Source organism: Spirosoma areae, from assembly GCF_054781775.1.
This window is the reverse complement of record NZ_BAAGTT010000034.1, coordinates 239,525-265,506: the sequence shown is the minus strand read 5'-3', so window position 1 is coordinate 265,506 and position 25,982 is coordinate 239,525. Positions and strand designations below refer to the sequence as shown.

Annotated in this window: 24 protein-coding genes; 7 read left to right on the top strand and 17 right to left on the bottom strand. The window is 51.9% G+C overall.

Annotated elements, in window-relative coordinates; genetic code table 11:
- Positions 1–38 precede the first annotated feature (38 nt).
- From ACYVI1_RS20415 to ACYVI1_RS20385, 7 genes are all read left to right on the top strand, one after another.
- Positions 39–2,417, top strand: coding sequence for an ABC transporter permease (locus ACYVI1_RS20415; protein ID WP_460912629.1), 2,379 nt, complete (start codon positions 39–41; stop codon positions 2,415–2,417).
- Positions 2,418–2,497: 80 nt separating this feature from the next.
- Positions 2,498–4,936 (top strand): ABC transporter permease, encoded by a 2,439-nt coding sequence (locus tag ACYVI1_RS20410; RefSeq protein WP_460912628.1) that lies wholly within the window; start codon positions 2,498–2,500, stop codon positions 4,934–4,936.
- Between the two features lie 40 nt (positions 4,937–4,976).
- Positions 4,977–7,430, top strand: coding sequence for an ABC transporter permease (locus ACYVI1_RS20405; protein WP_460912627.1), 2,454 nt, complete (start codon positions 4,977–4,979; stop codon positions 7,428–7,430).
- Between the two features lie 543 nt (positions 7,431–7,973).
- On the top strand, positions 7,974–8,822 hold the full coding sequence (locus tag ACYVI1_RS20400; RefSeq protein WP_460912626.1) for an alpha/beta hydrolase: 849 nt from the start codon (positions 7,974–7,976) through the stop codon (positions 8,820–8,822).
- Between the two features lie 13 nt (positions 8,823–8,835).
- Positions 8,836–9,792 (top strand): GIN domain-containing protein, encoded by a 957-nt coding sequence (locus ACYVI1_RS20395; RefSeq protein WP_460912624.1) that lies wholly within the window; start codon positions 8,836–8,838, stop codon positions 9,790–9,792.
- 72 nt (positions 9,793–9,864) lie between these two features.
- Complete coding sequence (locus ACYVI1_RS20390) at positions 9,865–12,315, top strand: ABC transporter permease (protein WP_460912622.1); 2,451 nt, start codon at positions 9,865–9,867, stop codon at positions 12,313–12,315.
- Positions 12,316–12,626: 311 nt separating this feature from the next.
- Entirely contained in the window at positions 12,627–13,451 is an 825-nt protein-coding gene (locus ACYVI1_RS20385) for a toll/interleukin-1 receptor domain-containing protein (protein ID WP_460912620.1), read from the top strand.
- A 110-nt stretch (positions 13,452–13,561) separates the two neighbouring features.
- On the opposite strand, the gene ACYVI1_RS20380 is transcribed toward ACYVI1_RS20385, so the two are convergent.
- The 17 genes from ACYVI1_RS20380 to ACYVI1_RS20300 all read right to left on the bottom strand — a co-directional run bounded on the left by ACYVI1_RS20380 (position 13,562) and on the right by ACYVI1_RS20300 (position 25,931).
- A complete protein-coding gene (locus ACYVI1_RS20380) occupies positions 13,562–13,867 on the bottom strand; it encodes a hypothetical protein (protein ID WP_460912619.1) in 306 nt (101 codons plus the stop codon).
- Entirely contained in the window at positions 13,864–14,415 is a 552-nt protein-coding gene (locus tag ACYVI1_RS20375; RefSeq protein ID WP_460912618.1) for a hypothetical protein, read from the bottom strand. Before ACYVI1_RS20375 ends, ACYVI1_RS20380 begins: the two co-directional genes overlap by 4 nt.
- 5 nt (positions 14,416–14,420) lie before the next feature.
- Entirely contained in the window at positions 14,421–15,812 is a 1,392-nt protein-coding gene (locus ACYVI1_RS20370; RefSeq protein WP_460912617.1) for a hypothetical protein, read from the bottom strand.
- A gap of 11 nt (positions 15,813–15,823) precedes the next feature.
- A complete protein-coding gene (locus ACYVI1_RS20365; protein WP_460912616.1) occupies positions 15,824–17,341 on the bottom strand; it encodes an Ig domain-containing protein in 1,518 nt (505 codons plus the stop codon).
- Positions 17,334–18,143: a hypothetical protein gene (locus ACYVI1_RS20360; protein ID WP_460912615.1), complete on the bottom strand. Its 810-nt coding sequence runs from the start codon at positions 18,141–18,143 to the stop codon at positions 17,334–17,336. Before ACYVI1_RS20360 ends, ACYVI1_RS20365 begins: the two co-directional genes overlap by 8 nt.
- Positions 18,144–18,160: 17 nt before the next feature.
- Positions 18,161–18,439: a hypothetical protein gene (locus ACYVI1_RS20355; RefSeq protein WP_460912614.1), complete on the bottom strand. Its 279-nt coding sequence runs from the start codon at positions 18,437–18,439 to the stop codon at positions 18,161–18,163.
- On the bottom strand, positions 18,436–18,735 hold the full coding sequence (locus ACYVI1_RS20350) for a hypothetical protein (RefSeq protein WP_460912613.1): 300 nt from the start codon (positions 18,733–18,735) through the stop codon (positions 18,436–18,438). The genes ACYVI1_RS20355 and ACYVI1_RS20350 overlap by 4 nt, the downstream gene beginning before the upstream one ends.
- Positions 18,732–19,328 (bottom strand): hypothetical protein, encoded by a 597-nt coding sequence (locus tag ACYVI1_RS20345; protein WP_460912612.1) that lies wholly within the window; start codon positions 19,326–19,328, stop codon positions 18,732–18,734. Before ACYVI1_RS20345 ends, ACYVI1_RS20350 begins: the two co-directional genes overlap by 4 nt.
- 110 nt (positions 19,329–19,438) lie before the next feature.
- Positions 19,439–20,500 carry a hypothetical protein gene (locus ACYVI1_RS20340; RefSeq protein WP_460912611.1) on the bottom strand — a complete coding sequence of 354 codons (1,062 nt, stop codon included), beginning with the start codon at positions 20,498–20,500 and terminating at the stop codon, positions 19,439–19,441.
- A gap of 15 nt (positions 20,501–20,515) precedes the next feature.
- Positions 20,516–20,962, bottom strand: coding sequence for a DUF6046 domain-containing protein (locus ACYVI1_RS20335; RefSeq protein ID WP_460912609.1), 447 nt, complete (start codon positions 20,960–20,962; stop codon positions 20,516–20,518).
- 1 nt (position 20,963) lies between these two features.
- On the bottom strand, positions 20,964–22,937 hold the full coding sequence (locus ACYVI1_RS20330) for a tape measure protein (RefSeq protein ID WP_460912608.1): 1,974 nt from the start codon (positions 22,935–22,937) through the stop codon (positions 20,964–20,966).
- Positions 22,934–23,065, bottom strand: coding sequence for a hypothetical protein (locus tag ACYVI1_RS20325; protein WP_460912607.1), 132 nt, complete (start codon positions 23,063–23,065; stop codon positions 22,934–22,936). The genes ACYVI1_RS20330 and ACYVI1_RS20325 overlap by 4 nt, the downstream gene beginning before the upstream one ends.
- 47 nt (positions 23,066–23,112) lie before the next feature.
- Positions 23,113–23,484, bottom strand: coding sequence for a hypothetical protein (locus ACYVI1_RS20320; protein ID WP_460912606.1), 372 nt, complete (start codon positions 23,482–23,484; stop codon positions 23,113–23,115).
- A gap of 45 nt (positions 23,485–23,529) precedes the next feature.
- On the bottom strand, positions 23,530–24,003 hold the full coding sequence (locus ACYVI1_RS20315; protein ID WP_460912605.1) for a M15 family metallopeptidase: 474 nt from the start codon (positions 24,001–24,003) through the stop codon (positions 23,530–23,532).
- Positions 23,990–24,370: a hypothetical protein gene (locus ACYVI1_RS20310; protein WP_460912604.1), complete on the bottom strand. Its 381-nt coding sequence runs from the start codon at positions 24,368–24,370 to the stop codon at positions 23,990–23,992. The genes ACYVI1_RS20315 and ACYVI1_RS20310 overlap by 14 nt, the downstream gene beginning before the upstream one ends.
- 2 nt (positions 24,371–24,372) lie before the next feature.
- Positions 24,373–24,795, bottom strand: a complete 423-nt coding sequence (locus ACYVI1_RS20305; RefSeq protein ID WP_460912603.1) for a hypothetical protein — start codon at positions 24,793–24,795, stop codon at positions 24,373–24,375.
- 2 nt (positions 24,796–24,797) lie between these two features.
- Complete coding sequence (locus ACYVI1_RS20300; protein ID WP_460912602.1) at positions 24,798–25,931, bottom strand: DUF2586 family protein; 1,134 nt, start codon at positions 25,929–25,931, stop codon at positions 24,798–24,800.
- Positions 25,932–25,982: the final 51 nt, after the last annotated feature.

The window sequence follows — 25,982 nt, the reverse complement described above, 5'->3', positions numbered from 1 at the left end:
CGCCATGCTCTGTGCCCCCTGCTCTAAACCCCAACCTCATGTTTCGCAACTACCTCAAAATCGCCCTCCGCAACTTAGCCAAAAACAAGGTGTATTCGGCCATCAACATCCTGGGTCTGGCGGTCGGAATGGCCGTTGCCATGCTTATTGGCCTATGGATATACGATGAGTTATCGTTCAATAAATTCCACCGGAACTACGACCGGCTGGCGCAGCTTTACATTAACCAAACCTTTAATGGCGAAACCGGCACGGGACCGGCAGTTTCTATTCCGTCGGCTACCGAGATAAAAACGAAGTACGCGCCCAGCTTCAAACACGTATCGCTGGCCTCCTGGAGTTACAATCACCTGTTAGTCAACGGGGAAAAGAAAATCAATAAGGAGGGCATGTATGCCGAGCCTGCTTTCCCGGAGATGCTCTCACTTAACATGCTGAAAGGTTCCTATGCAACGGCCCTGAACCAGCCGGCCTCCATTCTGCTATCGGAGTCGGTCGCCAAAACGCTGTTTGGCGATGCGGACCCGATCAGTAAAATTATTCGGATCGATACCAAAACGGACGTAAAAGTGACGGGTGTTTTTGCCGACCTGCCGTTTAATTCGGGCCTCTATGATGTGAAATTTTACCTGCCCTGGAGCGCCTATCTGGCCGATCAAAAGTGGGTGAACGAATCCCAGCAGCAGTGGAGCAACCACTCGTTTCAGTGCTTCGCCCAAATTGCCGACAAAGCCAGCATGGCCAGCGTGTCGGGCCGGATCAGGGACGTCGAGAAAAAGCATACGTCAGCCCAGGAGAACCCGGAATATTTTCTGCATCCGATGAGCAACTGGCACTTGTATTCCGAATTTAAAGAGGGTAAAAACGTGGGCGGCCGGATTCAGTTCGTCTGGCTGTTCGGCATCATCGGCGTGTTTGTGTTGCTGCTGGCCTGCATTAATTTCATGAATCTGAGCACAGCCCGCTCCGAAAAACGGGCCAAAGAAGTGGGCGTCCGCAAAGCCGTTGGTTCGCTCCGGCGGCAGTTGATCATGCAGTTTCTGAGCGAGTCGATGCTGGTGGTGTTCTTCGCGCTGGCGTTGTCCCTTCTGTTAGTCCTGCTTTCGCTGACGGCCTTCAACGAGTTGTCGGGCAAAGAGGTCAGCATTCCCTACCAGGCCCCCCTTTTCTGGGCGCTCCTTATTGGCTTTTCGTTGCTGACCGGCTTATTGTCGGGCAGTTATCCGGCCCTGTATTTATCCTCGTTCAACCCGCTGATGGTGCTGAAGGGAACCTTCAAGGTAGGACGGTGGGCAGCCTTGCCCCGCAAAGTGCTGGTGGTGATTCAGTTTACGGTGTCCATTACGCTCATTATCGGTACGATCATCGTTTTTCAGCAAATCCAGCACGCCAAAAACCGACCTGTCAACTACGACCGCACGGGATTACTGCAACTTGGCGTTGGTCCGGCGCTTGCCGGTAAATACAATGTGCTGCGCGACGAGCTGCTCAAGACCGGGGCAGTGTATGATATGAGTCAATCATCAAGCCCGACAACCGGCGTGTGGTCGAACCAGATTGGCTTCGAGTGGGAAGGTAAAGACCCCAAGTCGATTCCCTTGTTCGGGATCATTGGCTGTACCCCTGAATTCGGGCGAAGCATCGGCTGGAAGATTATCGAAGGCCGCGATTTTTCACGGAATTACTCAACCGACACGGCGGCTTTTGTGCTCAACGAATCGGCGGTTAAACTAACTGGACTGAAAAACATCGTGGGCAAAATCATCCGCTACAACGGTCGGCCCCGCCAGGTGGTGGGTGTGGTGAAAGACATGGTGATGGAGTCGCCCTATACGCCCATTAAACCCACCATTTTTGCGGTTGATTATGAGTGGGCCAGCAACCTGATCAATATTAAACTCAAGCCCACGGTTCCCGTTGCCGATGCGCTGAAGAAAGTAGAAGCGGTATTCAAAAAATACAACCCCGACAGTCCGTTCGATTTTAAATTCACCGACGATGAATACGACGCCAAATTCAGGGCTGAGGAACGGGTCGGCAAGCTCGCCCGAATTTTTGCGGTGCTCGCTATTTTCATCAGTTGTCTGGGCTTGTTTGGGCTGGCGTCGTTCGTGGCTGAACAGCGCATTAAGGAAATTGGGGTTCGCAAAGTGATGGGCGCATCGGTGTTCAGTTTGTGGGGATTGCTCTCGAAAGATTTTGTCCGGCTGGTCCTGATCTCCTTCCTCATTGCCACGCCCATTGCCTGGTATTTCCTGAACGACTGGCTGCTGCAATACGAGTACCACACGACCATTTCGTGGTGGATTTTTGCCCTGTCCGGCATCGGTGCCACCCTCATTACCCTCTTGACGGTGAGTTACCAGGCCGTCCGGGCGGCTTTGATGAATCCGGTGAAGAGTTTGCGCTCTGAATAATTGCATGGGGCGTGGAGCGGAGAACACGATTTTACGCCCTGCCCCGCGCTCCCTGCCCCACGCCTAACTTTTACAACCCTATGCTTCGCAGCTACCTCAAACTGGCCCTCCGAAATCTGGCTAAACATCGGGCCAATACCGCCATCAACATGGCTGGACTGGCCATCGGCATGGCCTGTTGCCTGCTCATTGTGCTGTATGTATCCGATGAGTTGAATTACGACCGCCACTGGGCAAACGGCGAACGAATTTATCGCATGGCGCTGGAACGAAAATACCCCGACCGCAGCGCCAGATACGCCATTATTCCGCCCTCCTATGCGCGATCGGTTAAGAAGGAAGTGGCTGAAGTGGAGCAGGTCACGCGCGTTTTTAACTTCGGTGGAAACGGGCCGACGCTCTTCAGGATTGATGGGCGAACGGTGGAAGAACGGGGATTCCTGGTTGTAGACTCAACCTTTTTTCAGGTGTTTCAGATGCCGCTGCTGCGGGGCAAACCCAACCGCGCCCTGACCCGCCCCAACACCGTCGTGATCACGCAAAGTACAGCCAAACGGCTGTTCGGGACGGTCAATCCCATCGGAAAAGTGCTTGAGGTTGTGCAGGGACCTAAATTAGAAGTGACCGGCGTTTGCGCCGACCCGCTTCGTAACGCCCATTTTACGTTCAACTTCCTGGCATCGACACGGGGACTTCAGCAGGATTCCATCCCAAACCACATCAGTTTTGCGGCCCATACGTATCTGCTTCTGCGCCCGAACACACAGCCCGAAACGGTTCAGGCCAAACTGCCCGCTGTGGTCGAAAAGTATGCCGCCGGGGAAGTAGAGCGCAATTTCGGTGTGTCCTACCGCGACTATGTGAAGGCGGGTAATGGCTATTTTTATTTCCTGCAGCCTCTCCGCGCCATTCACCTCGATTCACAGCTCGAAGCCGAACACCAACCCAATGGCAGCCGATCATTGGTGTCGATTTTCTCGGTTATTGCGGCCTTTGTGCTGTTGATTGCCTGCATTAACTTCATGAACTTAGCCACTGCCCGGTCGTCGGAGCGGGCGCGGGAGGTGGGCATTCGCAAGTCGCTCGGTTCAACGACGGCTCAACTGGCGGCACAATTTCTAACCGAGTCGGTACTGCTGAGTGTGCTTAGTTTAGGCGTTGCCATCCTGCTGGTAGCGTTGGTGCTTACGCCCTTCAACAATTTGGCGGGTAAGCCCCTCACACTGCTATCGGTTGTGCGCTGGGAAACACTGCCTCTGCTGCTGGGTGGGGTGGTGGGCGTTGGCTTGCTGGCGGGCAGCTATCCGGCGGGCGTGCTGTCGGCCTTCGACCCAATCAAAGTCCTGAAAGGGAAATTTACCTCCACCCGTCAGGGACAATGGCTGCGAAATGGCTTAGTGGTGTTTCAGTTTGCCGTGTCGGTGCTGCTCATCGTCAGCACGATTGTGGTGTTCAGCCAGTTGAATTTCATTCAGCAAAAAGAACTGGGCTTCACCAAAGAAGCGGTAATTAAATTGCAGGGCGCATTTTTCTTAGAACAGAAATCCGAAGCGTTTAAGCAGGAAGTGGCCCGGCTGGCGGGTGTGGCCAGTATCGGCGGCACGTCCAGCGCACCGGGCGAAGAAGGGTTTTTCGGGATTACGTTCCGCAAAAATGGCGAGACCGAAACCGTTACGGGCCGGGGATGCATCGTCGATGACCAGTATCTGCAAACGCTCCAGATGGATATGCTGGCCGGGCGACCCTTTGGCCGGGCGTTCAACGATTCGCTGTCGGTGATTCTGAACGAAGAGGCCGTTCGGCAAATGGGCCTGGCTAACCCCATTGGCAAACCGGTTACCAGCCCCGATAATTTTACCCAGCGCGACGGCCCGCCCGTGACCTACACGGTGGTGGGTGTCGTCCGCGATTTTCATTTTGGGTCACTCCACCAGCGCATCGGGCCGCTGTTCGTGCTGAATGACCGGCTCACCCGCCGAACGGATAATCAATTGGTGGTGCGGATGCGGGCCAATGAACCCGGCGCGGTGGTGAGCCAGATCGAGCGCGTCTGGAAACGCTACCTGCCCGATCAGCCGTTTCATTACTCGTTCTTAGAAACCGACTGGAGCGCCTTGTACCAGTCGGAACAGGTGGCGCAGCAGATATTCGGGCTGTTTGCGCTGCTGGCGATTTTCATTGCCTGTATAGGCTTGCTGGGGCTGGCAATGTACGTGATCCGGCTGCGGACGAAAGAAATCGGCATTCGCAAAGTACTGGGTGCGTCGGTGCCCGGTCTGGTGGCCCTGCTTTCCAAAGATTTTCTGGTATTGGTCGTGGTGGCGTTTCTACTGGCGTCGCCCATTGCCTGGTATGCTATGCACCAATGGTTAGCCGATTTTGCCTACCGGATCGATATGCCCTGGTGGGCCTTTGGCCTGGCCGGGTTGCTGGCCGTTGGCATTGCCTTTGCTACGGTCGCTTATCAATCTGTGCGGGCCGCGCTGATGAATCCGGTGAAATCATTAAGAAGCGAATAGAGACGCAACGTATTGCGTCTCTACATAAAATCCCAAAACTATGCTACGCAACTATCTCAAAATCGCGCTTCGCAACCTGTGGAAAAACAAGGTTTTCTCCACTGTCAATCTCATGGGTCTGGTGGTGGGCATTACGGCCTGCCTGATGATTCTGCAATACGTTAGCTTTGAACTGAGCTTCGACCAGTTTCAGCCCGACATCGACCGCATTTACCGGGTCACGAATGACCGTTTTCAGCAGGGGAAACTTGTGCAGCACGGCACTATAACCTATCCCACCATCGGCAAGGCGATGGCAACCGATTATCAGGAAATCGACTCGTACACGACGATGGGTGAGGGGGGACGGATTAAGCTGCGCCGGGCGAACACGGTTTTCACGGAGGAACAAAGCTTCTTTGTGGATGAGCATTTTCTGACGTTTTTTACCTTCCCGCTGCTGGTGGGCGACCCCAAAACCGCCCTGAAAGCACCCAACAGCCTGGTGCTGAGCGAAAGCAACGCCCGGCGAATTTTTGGTGTTCAGCCCAGCGAGTTCGCCAAACTCATTGGCAAATCGCTGCTGATCGACCTGGATACGCAACCCTATCAGATTACGGGCATCATGACCGACGTTCCGGCAACGTCGCACCTCCAGTTTGGCGCCCTGATTTCCTACGAAACCTTGGTCAGAACCCAGGGCGACTGGGTGAAAACCAGTTGGGAAGGCTCCGATATGTGGCATTACCTGAAACTCAGACCAGCGGCTGATGCCGCCAGTCTGGAGCGGAAATTTCCGGCTTTCAGTACCCGCCATTTCAACGGTGACAAGGTATCAGGAAGCGTCGAAAAGTTTTACCTTCAGCCCCTCAGGAAGGCCCATTTGTATTCAGATTATGAGTACGAAATCGGGATTGTCAATAATGGCAAAGCGGTCTGGACCATGTTAGCTATTGCCGCCTTTATTCTGCTCATTGCCTGGATCAATTACATCAATCTGGCAACGGCCCGGTCGCTGGAGCGGGCCAAAGAAGTGGGCGTGCGAAAAGTGGCGGGGGCAACGGCGAGCCAGCTTATTGGGCAATTTTTGTCGGAATCGGTGCTGTTAAACCTACTGGCGTTGGCGCTGGCCCTCGGACTGGCCGTGGCCTTACAGCCCCTCCTGAATAATCTCATTGGCAAGCCGCTCTCGCTATCGCTGCTTACCGGAAACGGGTATGGCGGCAGTTTGATGGTTGTCGGGCTGGTAGCCGTGTTTTGCCTGGGAACGCTGCTGTCGGGCTTTTATCCGGCCTTCGCAATCGCTGCCTTTCAACCGATCAGCGTGCTGAAAGGCAGTTTCAGGCGGTCGGTCAAAGGTGTTTGGGTGCGAAAATCGCTGGTTGTCTTTCAATACACAGCGTCGGTTGTGCTCATTGTTGGTACGTTCATTGTTTTCCGCCAAATCGACTACATGCGAAAAGAAAATCTCGGCTTCGATATGGAGCAAATGCTGGTTATGACCGGCCCCGGCCTGACCCGCTGGGATTCAACCTCCATCGAGCGCATCAGCAGTTTCAAAACCGAACTGAAACGCTACCCGGCCATCAAAGCAGCAACGGCCTCGGTCAATCTGTTTGGCGACCGGCTTTCGCGCTCCTTCAATGTCAAACGTATTGGTTCCAGTGAGGCTAAGGGCGTAACGGTCAGCCGAATGGGTGTTGATTTTGACTTTTTCGACACCTATAAAATCAAGCTGCTGGCGGGGCGGAATTTCCTGCCGACAGATTCGCATACGAATGGCGATAAGGTCGTCAACGCGATCATGAACAACTCGGCCATCAGGTTGCTGGGTTTTCGGGACGCGGCTTCGGCAGTAGGGCAGAAGGTCAAACTCTTTGGCCGCGAGTGGGAGATTGTGGGCGTGGTCAGCGATTTTCACCAGCAGTCGCTGCGGCACCCGATTGAGCCGATTGTGTTTCAGCCTTTCTACACCAACGGCGGCTATTATTCGGTTAAAATTGCGACGACTGATTTGGACCGAACGATTGATCGGGTGAAGCAGCAATACCAAACCTTTTTTCCCGGCAACAACTTCTCTTATTTCTTTATGGATGAGCAGTTTAACCGGCAGTATCGCGACGATCAGATTTTTGGTAAAATCACTACCTTCTTTTCGCTGCTGGCCGTATTGATTGCTTCCTTAGGTTTATTTGGGCTGTCGTCGTACACGATTGCCCAACGCACGAAGGAAATTGGTATCCGCAAAGTTCTTGGCGCATCGGTTCCGGGAATCGTTGCGCTGTTGTCGAAAGATTTCCTGAAACTGGTGCTCGTATCCATCGTGATTGCGTCGCCCATTGCCTGGTACGCTGCGCGTCAGTGGCTCCAGGATTTTGCCTACAAAATCGACATCGACTGGTGGGTCTTTCCGCTGGTAGGTGTGCTGGCCATTGGCATTGCGCTGATGACGGTAAGTTTTCAGAGCGTGAAGGCCGCCCTGATGAATCCGGTGAAGAGTTTGCGGTCGGAGTAGAGACGCAAGGGCCGGGTTGCCGATGCGGTTGTATCTCTACAGCAGAAATTCGTTCAGGTCTAATCGGAGAAGTTCGGAGTAGGAGAAGCGAAACATCAGGCACTTGCGGTCCGGCGTTCCGGCTGGCTTTCCCTTCGTCGAGCATGGTTTCTGGCAACGGTTCCAGCGCGATGGATTTTTCGCGGTAGAAAAGAACGCCTAACCCAACGGTTAATTTGGCTATGACACGCTGATGTTCAGCCGGTGCCCAGACACCAAAATCTTCGCCGACGACGGGCGGTTGAGTCACCGCTGGAAAGTACATAATAAGCAACTGTTTAGAACAAGTTCAGCACAAATCCGGACGACACGAAAACCTACGTTTAAACCGGAATCATCCTGGCTTCTTCTATAAGCTCTCTGCCCGTTCACAATCGGACGAATGCCTGTCCACATTCGGACAATGAAATTGGCAGGAAGGCCGTTTCTGACCCGGAAACGGCCTTTTATGTTCGTGGCACGGCTGTTGACCTATACAGGGGTAACAGCTTAACCGACAACTACATGAAAACAGTCCTTACACTGCTATTACTGGCAGTTTATTCGTTGGGTTACGGGCAGTCGAACCCGCCTGTATCCTTACCCTCTACAGAAATTCGGTCAATCAAATCCAGTGTATTAAACGGAGAGACGTATCAGCTTCTGGTACATTTTCCGGAGAATTACAAACCGACTGAACGGTACAACCTGCTACTTACCCTCGATGGGATTAACAACTTTCCATCGGCAATAGCCTGTCTGGGTATTTTGCATGGCGAATGCGGCAATGAGTTTAGGGAACCGTTGCTCGTGGGGATTTCGGATGGCACCGCTATCAATACGCCCGGCAACAAACGCGACCGGGATTTTACACCTACCGCCTTCAAAACCAGTTGGGGAGCCAGTGGTGGAGGGGGTGCTCCGGCATTTTTACAGTTTATTGAGCAGGAAGTGATTCCGTTTGTGGAGAAAAACTATCCGGTCAGCAAAAACCGGGCCTTGTATGGGTATTCGTATGGGGGACTATTTGCCTCATTTGCGCTTTTAACGAAGCCGGAACTGTTCAAAAAAGTCCTGATTGGCAGCCCGTCGGTGTGGGCCGATGAGGAAGTGATACTCCGTAAATTTGAGCCGGAATTTGCCAGGACGCATTCGGATTTGCCCGTCGATGTCTGGCTGTCGGTAGGCGAAAAGGACGATAATATGATTGATGGCGAGAAGAAACTGGCGACCCTGCTACAGAGCCGAAACTACCCCTCCCTTCAACTGAAGACGACCATACTTCCGGGTCTGAATCACCTCACCGGCATTCACCCGACTATGTTGCAGGCCTTCAGATGGGCCTATTGTGCCGGAGATAAATCAACCAACTAACTCGACAACCGGAATGAAAAAAGCCTCTTTTCTACTCCTTTTACTGAGCCTGCTATCCGTCAGACTATGCGCTCAGGACAACAAATACAGCAGCCAGCGGGAACTGCGTGGCAGTGGCAAAATCAGTCGGGAGGATCGAACGGTTGCGCCCTTTCAGGCGATTAACATCCGGCAGTTTCTGTCGAAGGTGACGGTTGACGTTGGCGGGACGCAATCGACGGTGAGCGTTGAGTTTGACGATAATTTTAAACAGTTTCTCCAGATCGAAACGGTTGATGGCGTGCTTACCCTCGACTTTAAAGACCCGGATAATAAACCCTTCTGGCTGGGTAAAGGAACGCTTCAGGTTACGGTTAAAACGCCTTCACTCAAGCGTTTACGCAACGAATCGAACGGCGATGTGGTGGTGAATAACTTAACCGGGGAGTCGTTTGATCTGGCCAATCAGGGAAACGGTAACGTAACTCTGCGCGGGTCGGTCATGCAACTCAACGTAGTTAGCGCGGCCAACGGTGATGTGAAGGCGCAGGGACTCACGGTTCAGAAAGCCAGCGTGATCACGCAGGCCAACGCAACGGTTGAGGTCAACGCCCGTCAGCTTAGTTCGCAGCAGGCCGCGCACGCTACCATTCGGAATGTGAACAAAACAGCAAACCGCTCAGTCATTCAGGAGGTAACGCAGAAACCAGTGACCGACGAGCTGGTGACGGTCATTCTGCAGAACAACAGCTCCACTCCCCGAACCGTCACGCTGCGTTTCACCGAACCCGGTAATTCAACGTATGGAGTCGTGAACACAACGCTGGGCCCTTATGGCAAACGTCGGGAAACCTATCCGGTCGGCACCAAAATCGAACAACTCGATACGAATCAACAGCGGGTTGCCATGACCGGCGGGAAAGTAGATGGAACGCCTGTTGTTACGCTCAAAGCCAACGACAATGGACGTATTTATAACCTGCCCGACTGACAAAACCTAAAAGGTCGACAAAACCTTACTGGGTTAACCTTATTGCCAATCGGCTTACTAAAAACCTAAACAATGCTCGTCAACTACCTCAAAATCGCCCTCCGCAACCTGCGTAAAAACCGGGTGTTCTCATTTATTAACATTGCGGGGCTTGCTCTTGGCATTGCCGCCTTCGTGCTGATTCTGGAATATGTCGCTTACGAACGCAGCGTCAACACGTTCCACAAAAACCTCCCAACCCTCTACCGGATGCTGACGCAAACCCGCGAGGGCGAGATCTGGATTAATATGGCTCCGGCAGTGGCCCCACTGGCTAAACAACAGTTCCCGGAGGTTCGCGCCTTTTGCCGCGTGGCCGAAAGTTCTGCCAATGGGATCGTGAGTATTGCCAGTAGAAAAGACGGTCGTTCACCGCAGTCATTTCGGGAGGATAAATTAGGCTATGCCGATGCCAGTTTCTTCACGCTATTCACCTTTCCGCTGGTACAGGGAACAGCATCTACAGCGCTCATGCAGCCGAATACGGTGGCCTTATCAGCGTCGCAGGCCCGGAAATACTTTGGCGATGCGAAACCAATTGGCCGCACGATAACGCTTAATAATCAATTTGGCAAAACGCTCTACACCGTCACGGCGGTGTACGCCGATATACCTAAAAACTCCGACCTGAATTTCGACGCCATGTTTTCGCTGCAAACGCTGGCGAATCCAGCCAATCTTAATGGCAATACCTGGGCGCGCTTAGATGGTTTCGACGGCACGTTCCTGACCACATTTCTGCAACTACCCGAAAGCCAACCCGGCAATCCAACTGACTATAAAGCTTTAGAGACCAAGTTTAATGCCTACAAAAAGAAAGTCAAGCCAGAGGACGAGAGCGTGTTTCGGTTGCAGCCCGCCCAAAATATGCACTTAGCCGCGTCGTTGAGCGACCCCTACCGAACCAGCGGCAGTTTAGGGTTCGTCTATCTGTTGAGCGGCATTGCGGGCCTGATTTTACTCATTGCCTGGTTTAATTACGTAAACCTGTCAACCGCCGGGTCCTTAAAACGAGCCAAAGAAGTAGGTGTTCGGAAGGTAATCGGCGCGGGGCCGGGCCAACTCATCGGGCAGTTTCTGGGTGAGTCATTGCTTCTGAACATCGTTGGCTTTGGCATGGCCCTCCTGCTGGTTGCTTCGCTACAGGGCGCGTTCAATGAGTTTGTGAAGAAAGATTTGTCACTGAGTGTGCTGAATAGCAATGGATTCTGGCTGATTGGGCTGATTCTGCTAATTGCGGGTGCGCTGGCATCGGGCGGCTATGTCGCGTTTGCCCTTACTTCGTTTCAGCCGGTGCAAACACTCAAAGGAACCCTCCGGGCCGGTAAAGGCGGCTGGCTGCGGAAAACATTAGTCGTCGCGCAGTTTAGTGCATCAGTAGCGTTGGTTATTGCCACGATGGTACTGTACCGACAGTTGCAATACATGCAGAATAAAGACCTCGGCGTTCGGCTGGCACAGCGTGTTGTTATCAAGGGGCCAGCGGTCGAGCAGAATGGCTCCTTTAAGCCTGGAACAGCCGCCCTCGAACATGAACTAAGCCAATTGCCTTACGTGAAAAACTTCTGCCAGACGGGTATTGTGCCGGGCAATTACTACAACTTCACCGCGACTGGCATCACCAAACAAACCCCCCGCCCCAGAGACGACAAGAAAAGCTATTCGATGGGTATCATTGACGACCGCTTCCTGACAACTTACGAAATCGGGCTGGCCGCCGGGCGAAATTTCACGATTCGTGAAGCCGAATCAGGCTGGGAGAAAAGCGCGAAACTAATGGTAAATGAAACCGGAGCGCGGCAATTGGGCTTTGCGTCGGCCGACAAAGCCGTTGGGCAACTCATCAACTGGGGTCAGGCGTTTGAAATCGTGGGTGTTGTCAAAGACTACCATCACCAGGGTTTACAGCAGGCCATCGAACCCGTCATTTTCTTGCCCCGCCGGTCGGTTAGTGACCTGACCGTTCAGCTCACGACGGATAACATTCAGGATAAGCTGGTTGACCTGGAGCGGATTTATAAGGCCAGCTATCCGGGCAATCCATTCGAGTTTTACTTCGCCGACGAGAACTACAACAAGCAGTACCAGACCGAGCAGCAATACAGTCAGGTATTTACGGTAGCCTCGGGCCTGGCCATTTTCATTGCCTGCTTAGGGTTGTTCGGGCTGGCTGCCTTCACGACCGAACAGCGCACGAAAGAAATTGGCGTTCGCAAAGTGCTGGGCGCATCGGTGGCCAGCATTGTTACGCTGCTCTCGAAAGACTTTTTAAAATTAGTCCTGGCAGCCATCATGATTGCGTCGCCCATTGCCTGGTGGGCCATGAATCGCTGGCTACAGAATTTTGAGTACAAAATTGCCCTTGAGTGGTGGGTGTTCGCCGGGGCGGGGTTGCTGGCCATTGCCATTGCGCTGATGACAGTGAGTTTCCAGAGTGTGAAAGCCGCGCTGATGAACCCGGTGAAAAGTTTGCGAAGTGAATAAGTGCGTGGAGCCGGGCGTAAAACCGTGCTCCCGGCTCTGCGCCTATAAATCACAAAACCAAATGTAAAAACGCACATTTCCAAATGTAAAAAGTTGGCGTACCCCCAAATTGTATTTAAACGGGATAAGGCCAATTGGCTAATATGGTCAAAATGACTCTCTAAAATTTGGTTGAAATCGCTGATTTTGACACTTAGAGCAGCATTGTTGATGGCCTTCAATTATCTTTTTTTAGCCCTATTCAAATAAACAAAATAGTTTATAAAGCCTTAAATCGACTATATTCGCTTCATCCTTCACAATCGAACGAGATGGCAAAAACTTTATGGATTACGTATTCTTGGGAGGACAATAAATCTCAAGAAGTTGAATATATAGCTCAAGAAATCGAATCTAAGGGGATAGTGGTTAAAATAGACCGATGGAATATAAATGCAGGCAAACGCCTTTGGGAACAAATAGATAAGTTTATTATTGATCCCATAGAGTCTGATGCTTGGGCAATTTATGCCACTAACAACAGCTTAAGCAGTGAGCGTTGTAAAGAAGAAATCGCTTACGCATTAAATCGGGCGTTGGGTTCAAGGGGTGCAAACTTCCCATTAATTGGCATTTTTCCCTATCAAATCGATCAAGCCTTAATACCATCTGCCATCAAAACAAGGCTGTATGTTAGTATAGAGGACGAACATTGGCTGGAGCGTATTGTTTCGGCAGTCAAGGGAACCCCCTTGACTATAATTAGGGAGAGATTATTACCGTTCACCGTTGAGTTAGTGCCGCTTAATGGTAACTCTTTCTATTCTGGTTATATTAAAATTGCACCAAGAGTGGCAATATGGACGAAATTCTACATTGGCGTTCCAATCGAAGAAAAAGAGAAAGCCCAAATCTCTCTTTGTCCTGGCACTAAACAGGGTCCACCACTTAATGTCTATGAAGCAGAATGCAATAGCAGCCTATCAAAGGATAAACTATGGTGGGTGGAATCTATGTATTATAACGCTAACTCGAACACTGCTTATTGTTGCTATTATAAAGAGCTTCCAAGTAAAGTAGTCTTTAATATGAATGGCACTCAGGAAGCCACCTTGGATATGATGGATTTTGCAAAAACAGGCCAGATTAGGATATAATGCTCTAACATTAAACAAAAAAGACACCCAAAAAATTGAGTGCCTTTTCTCAAACTCTCCCTATTCCGCCCGACCAGTCCAGTAGCCGAACGATCTTTTTTAAACGCTATTCAAACATCAGTTATAGCGTTCTTTCCTCTACGGAGGTATAGTGAACCCGTTATCTTTCCTTCAACAAGGTGATAGTAGACTCGACCTTCTTCCTCCTGATGCGGGGGCAACTCAGGATGCAGGATAAAAGCGTTATCAGCATTGTCCCAAAGATGCTGACGAGTCTTAGGACCGACACTGACAGACAAAACTAAAAACCGGGCTGAATCAGTGAAGAAAGCCCCCCGGTCAAAGGCTTCGACGGTGGGGCAAGCTGACAGCAGCCCATTCCGGTTGACGATTAGCTTACAGTCTACAGAACTCATAAGTTTGTTTTGATAGTGATGGCCACTTTCATGGCGATGATTCGATCTGCGTAATAGCCCTGGCCTACGCCCGTTTCGACCCAGCGACGATCCGTTTTGATGTCATTCACCAAAAACGCGCCCGTCAAGCCTGCAACCGTTGAGCCTAACCAACGTTGCGAAGGACCGGAACCCGGTGAGCCTGCTGACCCTAACGGATTGTACGGCCCCTCATCGGTCACAATCGTTTGTTGCGTCCACTCCAGATTGAGCGAATCCGGCCTACCCGGTAAGCCTATCCATTTGAGTTCATTATGGATAAACCGAGTATCGCTATACCCCTCCAAAACCTTAAATACGTCGCCCAATGTACTAACCACTCCGTCCGGCTGACGGGCTTTTAAAGCGGTATCGTAGGTGCTGATTTTGGCATTGACGACCTGCTGGTCAACGGCAGTCTGATCGTCCAGATGAACCATGCTATCAATCAGGTCGAAAAAGTCTTGTTGTTTGGGCTTCTTTCCGGTCGTGAACAACGCCTTCAAAGCGGCTTTGGTTAGCTTAGGCATGATGATTAGATGTTTTCACGGAACTGGCGAAGCGTGCCACCCCGCAACGTGACTCTATATTCTTTATTCGGTACAGGCTGGATGATGATCGTATCGCGCTTGTGCATCCCCTGGCTGGGATCGAAAGCCCAGAAATCCAATGCGCCGTTCTTCTCCCGATACATCGCATCAGGCCGACCGCGCCGGGCGTTGGAACCAGTGGCATACGGCCCACCGAATGCACTGGCATGATCAAGCGTAGTCGTACCATCGGCTTTGGGGTCAATCCACGTCTCCGACCCATCGAAGCGATACCGCGCCTGTTTCCAGGACTGACCTTCGGTGCGATTGCACTGGCTGTAGCGATAAGCGGCTTCAAAGCTGGCATTGTGCCAACTTTGCGGCTCATTTGGGAAGTCGTCACTGGTCGGATCGACGCCCCAAATTGGGCTGCGTTCGTCAAACTGGATTGAGCCGTCAGTCAGGCAAAACCCAACAATGAAATTACAGGCCAGCAACCAGGGATAATCGACATGGGGGTGCAGTTCAGGATGGTTTACGGTACTGCCATTGGGCTTGGTACGAACTACGGTGAACCCATTGTGTAAATCGCCATTATCTGAGCCTAATCCTTCAATTTTCCCCCAATCCAGATAAGCCAGTTTTCCCGGCCCGATGCCGCCGGTTCGCCCCATCCCTTTACCCATGACTTCAGCCGCGAATTTCTTGCGGTAATAGTCAGCATAATAGTCAGCGGAATCGGCGTAGTTCTTCACAATAGCCCCCACGCCCAGGTTCTCAAACACGGAGAAGTAAGCGCAACTACTCCGCGCTCCGTTGACCGTCTGAATGAAACTCTTGAAGGGTGCATTATCGGCATTGGGCAATACGTTGGGATTGCCATCAGTCTTATAGAGCCAGGGGTCTCCATTGTAGTTCTCAAAGCCCCCGTAGGTGCCATAGTTGCGGTAAGGCTTACCAGCCGCTTCATACATGGCACGGCGTTCTTTATAGAACCAACTCTTTTGCGGTGCCCAATAGGGCATTCCCCAGGGACTACCTTCGCCCAACTCATTGGCTTCCATCCAGGAGAGGGGAATAGTTTGGGCGACATTTTTGCAATCCTGTTCATTCAGGTTTTGGGCTGGGTTATCCGCCCCAACAGCGGCCCCCTTACCGCTATTGCCCATGATGTTGCTATGCGTCCATTCATAGCAGATGTTGCGGTCAATGCCGCTATTCATGATCGCATTGATTCCAGCCCGGCCAATAATGTCGGCTGACGCCTGGTCTTTACGCCGGTTAACCGTCGTGTGAATACGACCGTCGGGCAAGGTGAAAGCGGGCGCATTCTTTTGGCTGGTCGCTATCCAGAGATTATACCTGTCATGCCAGGTAGGAGCAAATACTTCTGCCATATTCGTTCGTGTTACGGTGTACCAAATACCACTTTCGACCAACCTTTCGTATCCCAATTGGAACTCGATACACTACCAGAGGTCGCAATGACGTAGTAGACAATGATTTCATCGCCTTCTTCGTATTGATACTCGGTCGAAAGACTACTCACAGCGGGTTGTCCACTGACGAACCAAAAGCCCTGTCTGTTTCCATCAACAGGATGATTCGCTGTGTCCACAACCCGCCACTTGGAGCCGTTCGACTGCGCGACCAGATTCAGCACCGTCGGATTGTACTTGACAATCATCGTGCTGCCATCGGGCACTCCGCCACCACCTGAACCCGGATCGGGTGCGTCGGCAGGAGCAATCACCAAATTAAATTCATCGTAAATCGTCGCTCCCCGGTTATCGGTGACGGTCACGCGAACCGTGTAAGTGCCCTCTGTGGTGGGGGTTCCGGCAATGGGGTTTCCTGGGGAATGAGACAAGCCAGCAGGCAAGCCCGTCGTGAGATAATTGGCAATAAAGCCATCCGGATCAGAAAAGACATTGCCCGGAATGCTGTAAACAAACGGCTGACCTACCTTGCCCACCTGGTCAGGCATCGGATTGACCACGATAGGCGGTTGATTGGAAGTTGAGAGCGTGAAGTCTATTGAGGTTGCAATGGTCGCACCCTTCGCCCGAACCTGTGCCGTATAATCCCCATCCGGCACACTGGTAAAAGTCCGCTTGCGGGTGTAAAGTATACCATTGACGGTCGAGTCAAAAACAATGGCATCCGCGAAATCGTCCGTGTATGTAGTGCCGCCCCGCCCGGATAGCTTCACCTGCACATCCCCCACATCCACCTGCACCAGTATTGACAAACTGGAGCCGGATCGCTGATAGGTAATGGCCCCGATAACGCCAGTCGCAGTGGCACGAGTCAGCGAGGTGGACAGGTTGCCAATTTCGATGGTGTAGGCCACATTCGACAGGGGAGCGTCCAACTCATACGCCTGGCCTGCTACTAAGCTCAACCCCTCATCGTAGACAACCGCGCCGTTCTGCTTCAGGATCACCCGCTGCAAGCCCGTCTTTTTGATGGCGAAGACCAGCTTCGTGGCACCCAAGTAAGGATAGCCAGCTTCCCAGGCCAGCACACCAGCGTTCTCGTCAGGCACGGTGTAGGTCGCATCGGGCAGCAATCGGTAACGTTTGCCCACCTGTTTGTGGGCATCCAAAATGCCGATCAGGGTACTGGTCAGGGTGGCACTCAAACCCGAAGGAATGACGACCTGAAAATCAAAGGCCGCACTGTTGGCATCCAGAATGTAGACACTACCCACATCGGAGCCAAAAACGGCCTGATTCAATAGAGCCTCCAGTACGATCACCTGACCCGTTGCCCTGGCCTGGTAGAGCAGTTTGGTCCGGCCCGTTTCAATAGCCAGCAGCAGGGTTTGCATCGGCACGAAGAGCATCCGAACAAATGCCACATTAAGCGGGGTCTTGCGATTGCCTGGCAATAGCTGACGGATAAAAGCGGTCAGGTCAAACATAAGTGATATTGGCGGCTATAACGTTGATATGACCAGCGGCAGAGTTGGCTTCACGGGTAGCCTCCTGCCAGGCAGACGCACCAGCCGGGCGGATCAACACCCGCTTGACCTGAAAATCAAGAACACCCTCTTTTTTCTGCACCTCATCCGTCAGGCCAGTTGAGGAAAAAACCGAGTCAAAGGGTAGCGAACGGGCGTAGCTGTAAATAGCCTCTAAGGGGGGTATGCGCGTTAAATCAGACAGTAAGCGACCATCCGCCGTTAGCACCTGGCGATCATACTCCAGGGTGGCGTCTAACTGCATTTCGTCAGCGGGCAAGGAAATAATGTCGGCTGCAACCCCGGCGTATTTCACCTGCCGAACATATTCTTTCAAGGCAATCAATTCGTCTGCCCCAAGCGGCTGAAAGGGCCAAACACCCGCCTGATTCTTGGCGACCTTGATTAACAGCCGACCGTCTGGCTGCTCGTTGACGGTCGCCTGGGCAATGATTTGTTTGGCCTTATTTACGGTTGGGTAGCCAGGCCGCCCGTCGTAGAGGCTGACACTATCCCCGTACTGAAACGCTTTCAGGGTGGCCACGTACCAAAGCACTGACCCCACCTGCCCTTCAGCGATGGCCTTCGAGAGGGCGGCTATTGACGTATCCACGCGCTGTTCGATGGCCATGACCAGCGACACCCACATATTTTTTAGCAGCCTAAAAAAGCTAACCTGACTGGTCGATGTGAGTTTCTTGAGTTCAGGGGACTGATTCTGAACGACCTCCATTTCGGCTTGAATTTCTGCACTTGTTCTCATCGTTTTGTTACGGCTGGTTATTGTACTTCATAGTCATCAATTAGCCAGTAGTCGATACCTTCTGGCCGGTCTTCTTCGTCAATGGTCTGGAACGGGCTATACAGGGCCAATTCCGCTGCCTGGCGTGGGTTCATCTTTGCTTCCCGGATATTGAGCGATTGCCCGACTTGTAGCCTATCGGTTAGCCCTACGCCTGGATTATCTTCCAACAGCCAGAAAACCGCGTCCACATCGCCATACACCTCCACAGCGATGTCAAAAAGGGACTGTTGATCCAATATGGTGTATTGTCTCATGCTGGATAGCTGGTTTGAATGGCCAGGTTGCCGCCTGGCTTAATGGTTACGGATTCGACGTTCTGACCGTCAGCAAATAGCTCTGAACGAATCGCACTCGACAGGCCAGCCAGGTTTTCTTCGTCGTTAATAAAATTGGTTGCCCCTACACCCCGTTGCGGGAAATGCTTGTACCATCCTTTATCCGACTGGATCAGGTCGTTGGTATGCTGGTCGGTTGAATCGCCTACTACCAACTCTCCGTTCTTAATCAACAGATCGCCGGTTTCGGGATGGAAAAGGATATCGGTTATCATGCCAGGAGTTGATTAACCTTAGTTGCCAATTGTGTTACCTGAGTGACTGATGCCGGAAAGGGGGCCGATGGCGCACCAGGAGCCGCGCAAGTGACCTGAAACGTCTGGAGCAGGCTGGTCAAATCATCGAACAAGCCTTTCAAACTGAACCCGGCATTGCTAATCTTCACCTTGCCATTGGCCAACTCCACGACAGTCTGATCCTGCTTCAGTGTGGCCTTGTCACTTAGGGTCAATTCGCATTTGTCCCGAACGGCTTTTACCTGGTCTTTGTCGACTATTACAACTGCCTTATCAATCTTGACTTCGACCCGATCCACTTCCGACACCAGACACACAAACAGGTTATCCATCGCATTCTCGACAGCGGCCACATAAACGAACGAGCCAACACGAGGTACGATCAACACACCCTCTTTCGCTTCATCATCCGCCCGAAGGTTCACTTCAGACACGTCCGTTAGGTCCGTGCCCAGGATGTCAACCGTACAATCGTTACCCTGTATCGACTTCACGATAGCAGGCCAAACCTGAACAGGCGAATCCGACTGAAGCCCTTTGAAGGCAGCGAGTAGTTGAGCGCGTTTATCCATAGATTATTTGGTTTGGCAGAACAGAAAATGGTCTCAATGACGGTGATGGCGACAGGAGCCGGGCGGGGTCAGGGATGAGTCAGGGGTTTTTGCTCTTGACCAACCAAATTTTATACGGAAACCTTCACCCCCAGCGTAACCGTCCGACGCCCCCCGGAACTGGAAAATTCAGTCTTCACGGCGTTTACATAATACCGCCCTTCGCGTTCGGGATAGTCCACATCGATCAGCCTGGCTGAATAGCCAAATTCACAGACAGGAAGCAGCCAGCCCTTCACGGCACCTTTATAGCCATCAAAACTTAGCTTCTTTAACTCTTCCCGGCCAACGGTCTCCAGCGTAGCTTTATCCGAAATGGTTGGCTTCTGGAACGTGCGAACATCGCCACCCTTCTCGCCCACCTCGACCTCGACCGTTGCGCCTTTCTTGGTGCGACCAACCACTTTGACCAACACCTTGACATCTTGCGCCCTGACGTACTCCAAATCATCCGAATCTTCCAGATTTTTGGTAAAGTTGTAGGTCACGTCGCCCCGCTTTTTGGTGTAGAGCAGATGGCAGTGCAATTCATTGTCCCGGCAATAAATCGCCAGGCCGGTTTCGCTTTTTAACTTCTCCAGTACCTCGTAGCCATTGGCCCGAACAATCGTAAACGTGTCGAATTGCAGGCCACTTAGGTCAGTCACCAACTTCATTTTAGTGCCTGTCAGTTGGGGATTAATCTGATCGATTACGTACTGAAGGATAGCGACTGCATTCGTTTTCTTAAACTGCTTATCCTTAATTTCTTTTCGGAATAAATAAATGCTGTCTTCACACTCCAGCTTCATGGGCGCGTTTGGATGAATAGCCTTTAAATAGCCTTTAAATTCAGTGTGCAGGTTGCTATCATAGCCCAGCTTCACCGTCACCACATCCCCACGCTTGATTTTCTTCTCGACATCATACGCCTTATTATAGGCCATGCTGGGAATCATGATCTTACACTGGTCAGCCAGCAGATCGGCACTCGACTCGACCGTTACCGATTCAATTCCTTTTAGTTTATAGGCTCCTATCTGAACCTCGTAATCCATCTTGAACATGGTCTTTTCAGGGATAGCGTGAGTGGTCAGACTGACCAGGCTAATCAACATGCCGAATGATAAACTGAAACATAGGTACTTTTTCATAGGTATAAATTGGGTTTAAACAAGTTCAAAATACTGGTCTGAATAGCCCGAAAACGTGTAGAGCTGGTTTTCGATGCCCGCCGTATGTGGCAAGTCCCAACTACTGACGCACATCAGGTTTACCCCTATCAAGTCCAGCAGCTTGCAATGAATGACGATGCTCTGCATGGGCTTTAGAAACGTCTGAAGCTTCGACAAGGCCGATTCCGGGAACTCGCCATTTTCCGTAGATTGTAGCAAACCTGAAATGGTAATCTCGTAATCGTCCAGGCTCCAGACTTCTTTCACCGTGCCAGACCCATAGGCTTTGGCGATGTTACGGCGCACTATGGTTTTGCTGGCCTTAACGCTTACGATCGGCTCCAACGGGATTGTCCACAAATCGGAGCCGTTTTTCTTGAGTCCCAGCCGTACCGGGCACTGCATCGTTACGCCTGTGGTGGCAACTGCTGTAAAGTCCATCTTATTGGGTTGACATTGAGTTGGCACTATTCAGCACACGAAGCAGCGCATCCGTAACCTGGCCTTCCATATCTTTCACGCCCTCCCCAACACTACCAGCATTGATGTTCAGCCGTTCAACTAAACTCTTTAGGTTGATGGTGATGGTCGTTGACTTCGTGCCACCAGTCGTTGCATCCAGGCCAGCCGCCTTGCCAATGCCATCCTTCTTGCCACCTGCCCCACCAGCCCCGCCCGCGCCTGGAGCGGATGGCATAGCGGGTTTGTTGAGTCCTGGAGCAGCCGGAACTTTGGGAGCTTTACCAGCCGCTCGACTGGCTTTGTCCGCCGTGATTTTAACAGCCGCATTCGCCATGCCTTTCTGAATCCCTTCGGCAAATGCCTTGCCTACGCCCGCAAAGTCTCCCTGCATGAGCGCGTTCCAGGCTTTACCAATCGATCCAAACACGGCCTTCGCTACCTCCCAAAGTTTAATCAGCGCGTGACGGAACCCTTCGCAGTTATCCCAGAGCCAAAGCACCCCGGCAACGATGACAGCTATTGCCGCCACAATCCAGACAGCCGGACACGCCAGCAGTGCAGCACTAAACGCCCAGACGGATTCGGCCAATGCAACGATCCAGGTGAACGCTGTAGTAACCCAGCCAATCAGGATGCCAAACCACCCAACGATAGTGCCCAGGTTCATAATGATAAGCCCGGCACTGACCAGGAAGAGCGCAATGGGACTTTCAACCAAGTACTGAATACCTGTAGCCAGCAGGTTAACCACCCAGGCAACGAGATTAATAGCACCCGCCAGCCCCTGCATAATCAGCGTAAGCAACCCGGCCTTTTCGCCACCGATGCCCAACAGTTTGAGTAGCGAACCGATGGCCTGGAAGAGGGGAGAAAATGCTTTAAAGAGATTCATTATAGCCGTAAATACGGGGTCTAACGCATCCAGCAACCCACTACCCACCTCTAAGATTAAGGAGATGATCGGGTTCAGGGCTTCACCCAACTGACTGATTTTAAACATGAGCGTACCCAAAAAGGTCGATAGCTTACCCTTCGTGGTGTTCATGTCTTTCTCCAGATAACCCGCGAAGATGCCTTTGCCAGTGGTCATATCGACCATTGCCTTCACCAAATCAGAGTACTTGATTTTGTGCGCTTCAGCCATCTTAAATAGCTCTTCGCCATCAACGCCTAAGTTCTTTTGCAGGACTTCCATGAGTGGAGTCCCACCAAATTCCTGATGCAGTTCGCCACCGTCTACGAAACCTTTTTGCTTGATCTTCGCAACCGATGCAATCAGATCGCCGTAGTTCTTGCCCGCGCCAGCGGCAATGTTACCCACTGTATTGGCCATCGGCACAATCTCATCAGCCCGGTAGCCAGCCGCCAGCATCGTGCGACCACCCGCTAAAATCTCTTCATTGGAAAAGGCGGTCTGATTGGCAAATGTATTGAGTCCCTGATAAACCTGACCGGCTTTATCACCGGCAAATTGGGTGTAGGCTAATTTGGTTTGTTCGGCACTCATGCCCGCATTGAGCATGGTCCAGGCACCGGCTACCAGACTGGCACCGATGGCCGCGCCACCCAATCCAGACGCGCCAATCATACCTATTACACCACTGCCACCCCCACCACTGCCACCCCCGCCCTTCAGCTTTGCCAGCTTTCGTTCGGTTAGGCCAATCTCCTTGTTGAGTCGTTTGATTTCACTCGAATCAACGGAGATATTCCGACGCTTGGTCAGGCCATCTAATTTGGCATTCAGGGTATTGACTGACTGAATTTCCTTGCCAAAACTCAGCTTACGTTTAAGCTGCTCTACCGACTGGCCAGCCTTTGCGAATGCCGACTGAATCCGGCTGGTTTGCCGTTCCATTCCCGTAACCGTCTGGGAATAGGTTGCGCTAACCCTGGCCAGCGTTGGGCTGACCAGGTCTTTTAGCTTTAGGGCAAACTCATAGACGCGGTTCATTCTTCTTTTGTAATGAGTCGGAAGGTTTTCACAATGTATTGGGCTTCTCGCCAGAGTCGAACGAAGTCTTCAGTCTCCAGGCTCCAGGGGTCAACACCCGGAAAGATGTAGCGGATGGTCGCACTCATGCCCTGTAAGCCATCCCCTGACTGCTTGGTGATCTCAGGCCAGTCGGTTAGAGCTTTACCAATTTGGATTGGCGGACCTCCAGAAATTGAAGGGCTTCCATTGCGGCTGCATTGAAGAGTGCCCCGTCCGTTTTCATTTCGTCGTCGCCACCCAGCCAGCAGGATTTTAATAGCACCTTACCGGCATCGAGCATAACGGGCAGTTTCGACATGGCAAACGAAAGCTCCTTATCAGTGGGCTTGCGAAGGTAGGCCACCCGCCCGTTCTCAATCTCATCGTCGTCCGCCGGGACCATGTGGGGATCGTATTTGACCGACTTGTCAGCCACTGTGATTTTACTCACTTCGCCAAATTCTACTTTCCATTCGGCAATAACTTCAGGCGTAATTTCCGCCGTTGTCAAATTTTTCTTAGCCATTTTCAAGGGAGATTAAATAGGTTTAAATGCCGTTTAAACGGCGTTTTAATGAACTTCAAAGTGGGGGCGATCAATAAACCGTTCGTCACTCGTTCGCCCGTTGCCATTCCAGTCAGCCCCCCAGGTGATGTCCGGGAAATCAGCCCGCAGAATTTCAGCAGCCCGTAGGTAATTGGCCTCATCCCAAACCAGTTTGCCGCCCTCGACAAACCCAATATCGAACGCCTTTGCAGGCTTCTGCTGGTGCTTGCTGCTTCCGGGTTTGGCATTAGTAATCGTGTGACGGTTCTCCGCTTCCGAAATCGCAGCCAGGCCGTTGGCCATCCTGATCTTGTTGACGATGGCCAGCTTTTCCCGGCCCTGAGCGTAGTACGCCCGCTGCACGTCAGGACTCCGATACGTTTCCACTAAGATTAGTTTCGGGCCATTCGGATACAGCGAGCTGTACTGTTGCTGGAGGTGTGCCCACGCTTGTTGCAAGCGTGGGACACACAAGGCGATGTCTTTATTGACGCCCATCGTTTTTGGATTGAACGGGCAGTTTCCAGGACCAGATTAACCCAATGATTTTACCAGCCGTTGAAAACGGATCGATTTCGGCCTGCTTCAAAACGACCAGCAAAACGCTCATTAGGCGATTGCCCAGATACCCCGTCAGGTAGGCAACACCCGAACTTAGCCAGGCAGCCCAGCCGTATTCGTGCAGGATAAAGCCAGCCAGACACGCCGACGAAAAGCCCGTCAGCACGTTAATGGAACGGGCCAATATGGGCAGTCCCACATCATTCCGGGCTGACGTTAGCAGGGCCGCTAATAGCCCGAACAGCGTAATAATCACATGGTCAAGGGCCAAAAAATCGACCACTTTTGCCGCAAAGTCTTTCATAATTATACGTCGTATTGAACGTCTAAGAACATAATCGGCAACTCAACTTCCATGAATTGCTTACCCTGCTCCATCGCTTTTTCCACCTCCGAAAACTCAGCACCGACCACGTTATCAATCACTGACTTGCCACTTTCATCCTCGTAGCCAATGCTGATTGTCAAGTTGCGGTAGCGCATCAAGTCTTTGTCAGGAGCGTTTTTAATCAGGGTCTCCAGTTCGTTTTGAAGAATTTTGATTGATCCCTCGAAGGCATAGTTACCCCGCTGAATGCTAAGGGGCTTATTGCCCTTCCCGTAGACGAACCCTTTCTCCTGGTTTCGTTTGTAGCTGATTTGCTGAACCCCCGTCAGCACCCGGCTCCCTACCTGAATCGTCACATCAGACCAGGCGTATTGTTCCGAATTGAATTTTGTATCTGCCATGATTATGCGACGTTAGGGTTGAACAAGCCTAATTTGACCAGGATAATCCGGTTGGTTCCGGTCGGCGTAATCCGCAAATCCACGACCATTTTTGAGGTGGCCAGGATGTCCTGATTCGGGTCGATGAAAGCACTTACAAAGCTGATCTCCCCATTCGCACCCATGTCTAAGCCGATTGCCCGTTCGATTTTCGACTGATACTGTTTGAGGGTCGTTTTGACAATCTTACCCTTGTCATCGACAAACACCGTATCCAGCAACTCTTCCGAAAAGGTAGCGAAAGCAATCCGGGCCGCTTTGTCGATGACGCGGCCATTGGCCAGGCTGTAAAAGTCGTCCGTGTCCGGGCAAGCCATATGGTCATCATTCCAGTAGTAACCCGCTCTATTGGGCAGCTTACGCAGGAAGATGTAGCCTTTATTGTGCAACACCGTCAGGCTTGCGGTAGCCGATTTGACGGTATTATTATTGGTTAGGTAGGCATCCGATGCCGAAGCAATACCGGACTTCACCCGTCCGACATTCCGGTTAACCGGGCTATCGGCAATGCGTCCCAGTAGCAGGCCAATGGATGCGTGAAAGCTGGCCTCGCTTGACCCGATGCAAACGCCAACCCGGTTATAGGTACTGGTCTTTAGGTCAGGCAACACACTCGCATCCCCGCCGTAATTGCTCCCGTCGATAATAATCCGAATGGGATAGTGTTTAGCGGCACAATCCACCGCAAACGCATTTACCTGGCCAAGCAACGTAAGCAGGTTGACGCTAACGCCAGTGATGGAATAGACACCCATTACATTGATACGTCCCTCAGCCGCTTCGACTAAGCTACTGGCATTGGCCGTTATGAAGGCATCCGTGTCCGCGCAAATCTTCAGCCACAACTCGGCTCCCGTACCGGCAGCCGCGTAGAAATCCCGCACATGCCGAATGATTTCTACAGAAAAGAAATCGGTTAAATTCGACTGGAGGGCCGAATATTTTGTAATAAAATCATCGTAGGAGGTGACGAAGAACGGAGCAAACCCATCGTCAGTGCCATTGATTAATAGCCCCATAACCCGGTCTTCAGCCTGAGCCACCAGGCCCAATCCGCCGTTCTTGTATTCAATATCAACACTTGGTAATCCAGCCATTGCCGTTTAGTAGGTTAGAAAAGCCCGTTCGCTTATGCCCACGACACAAGC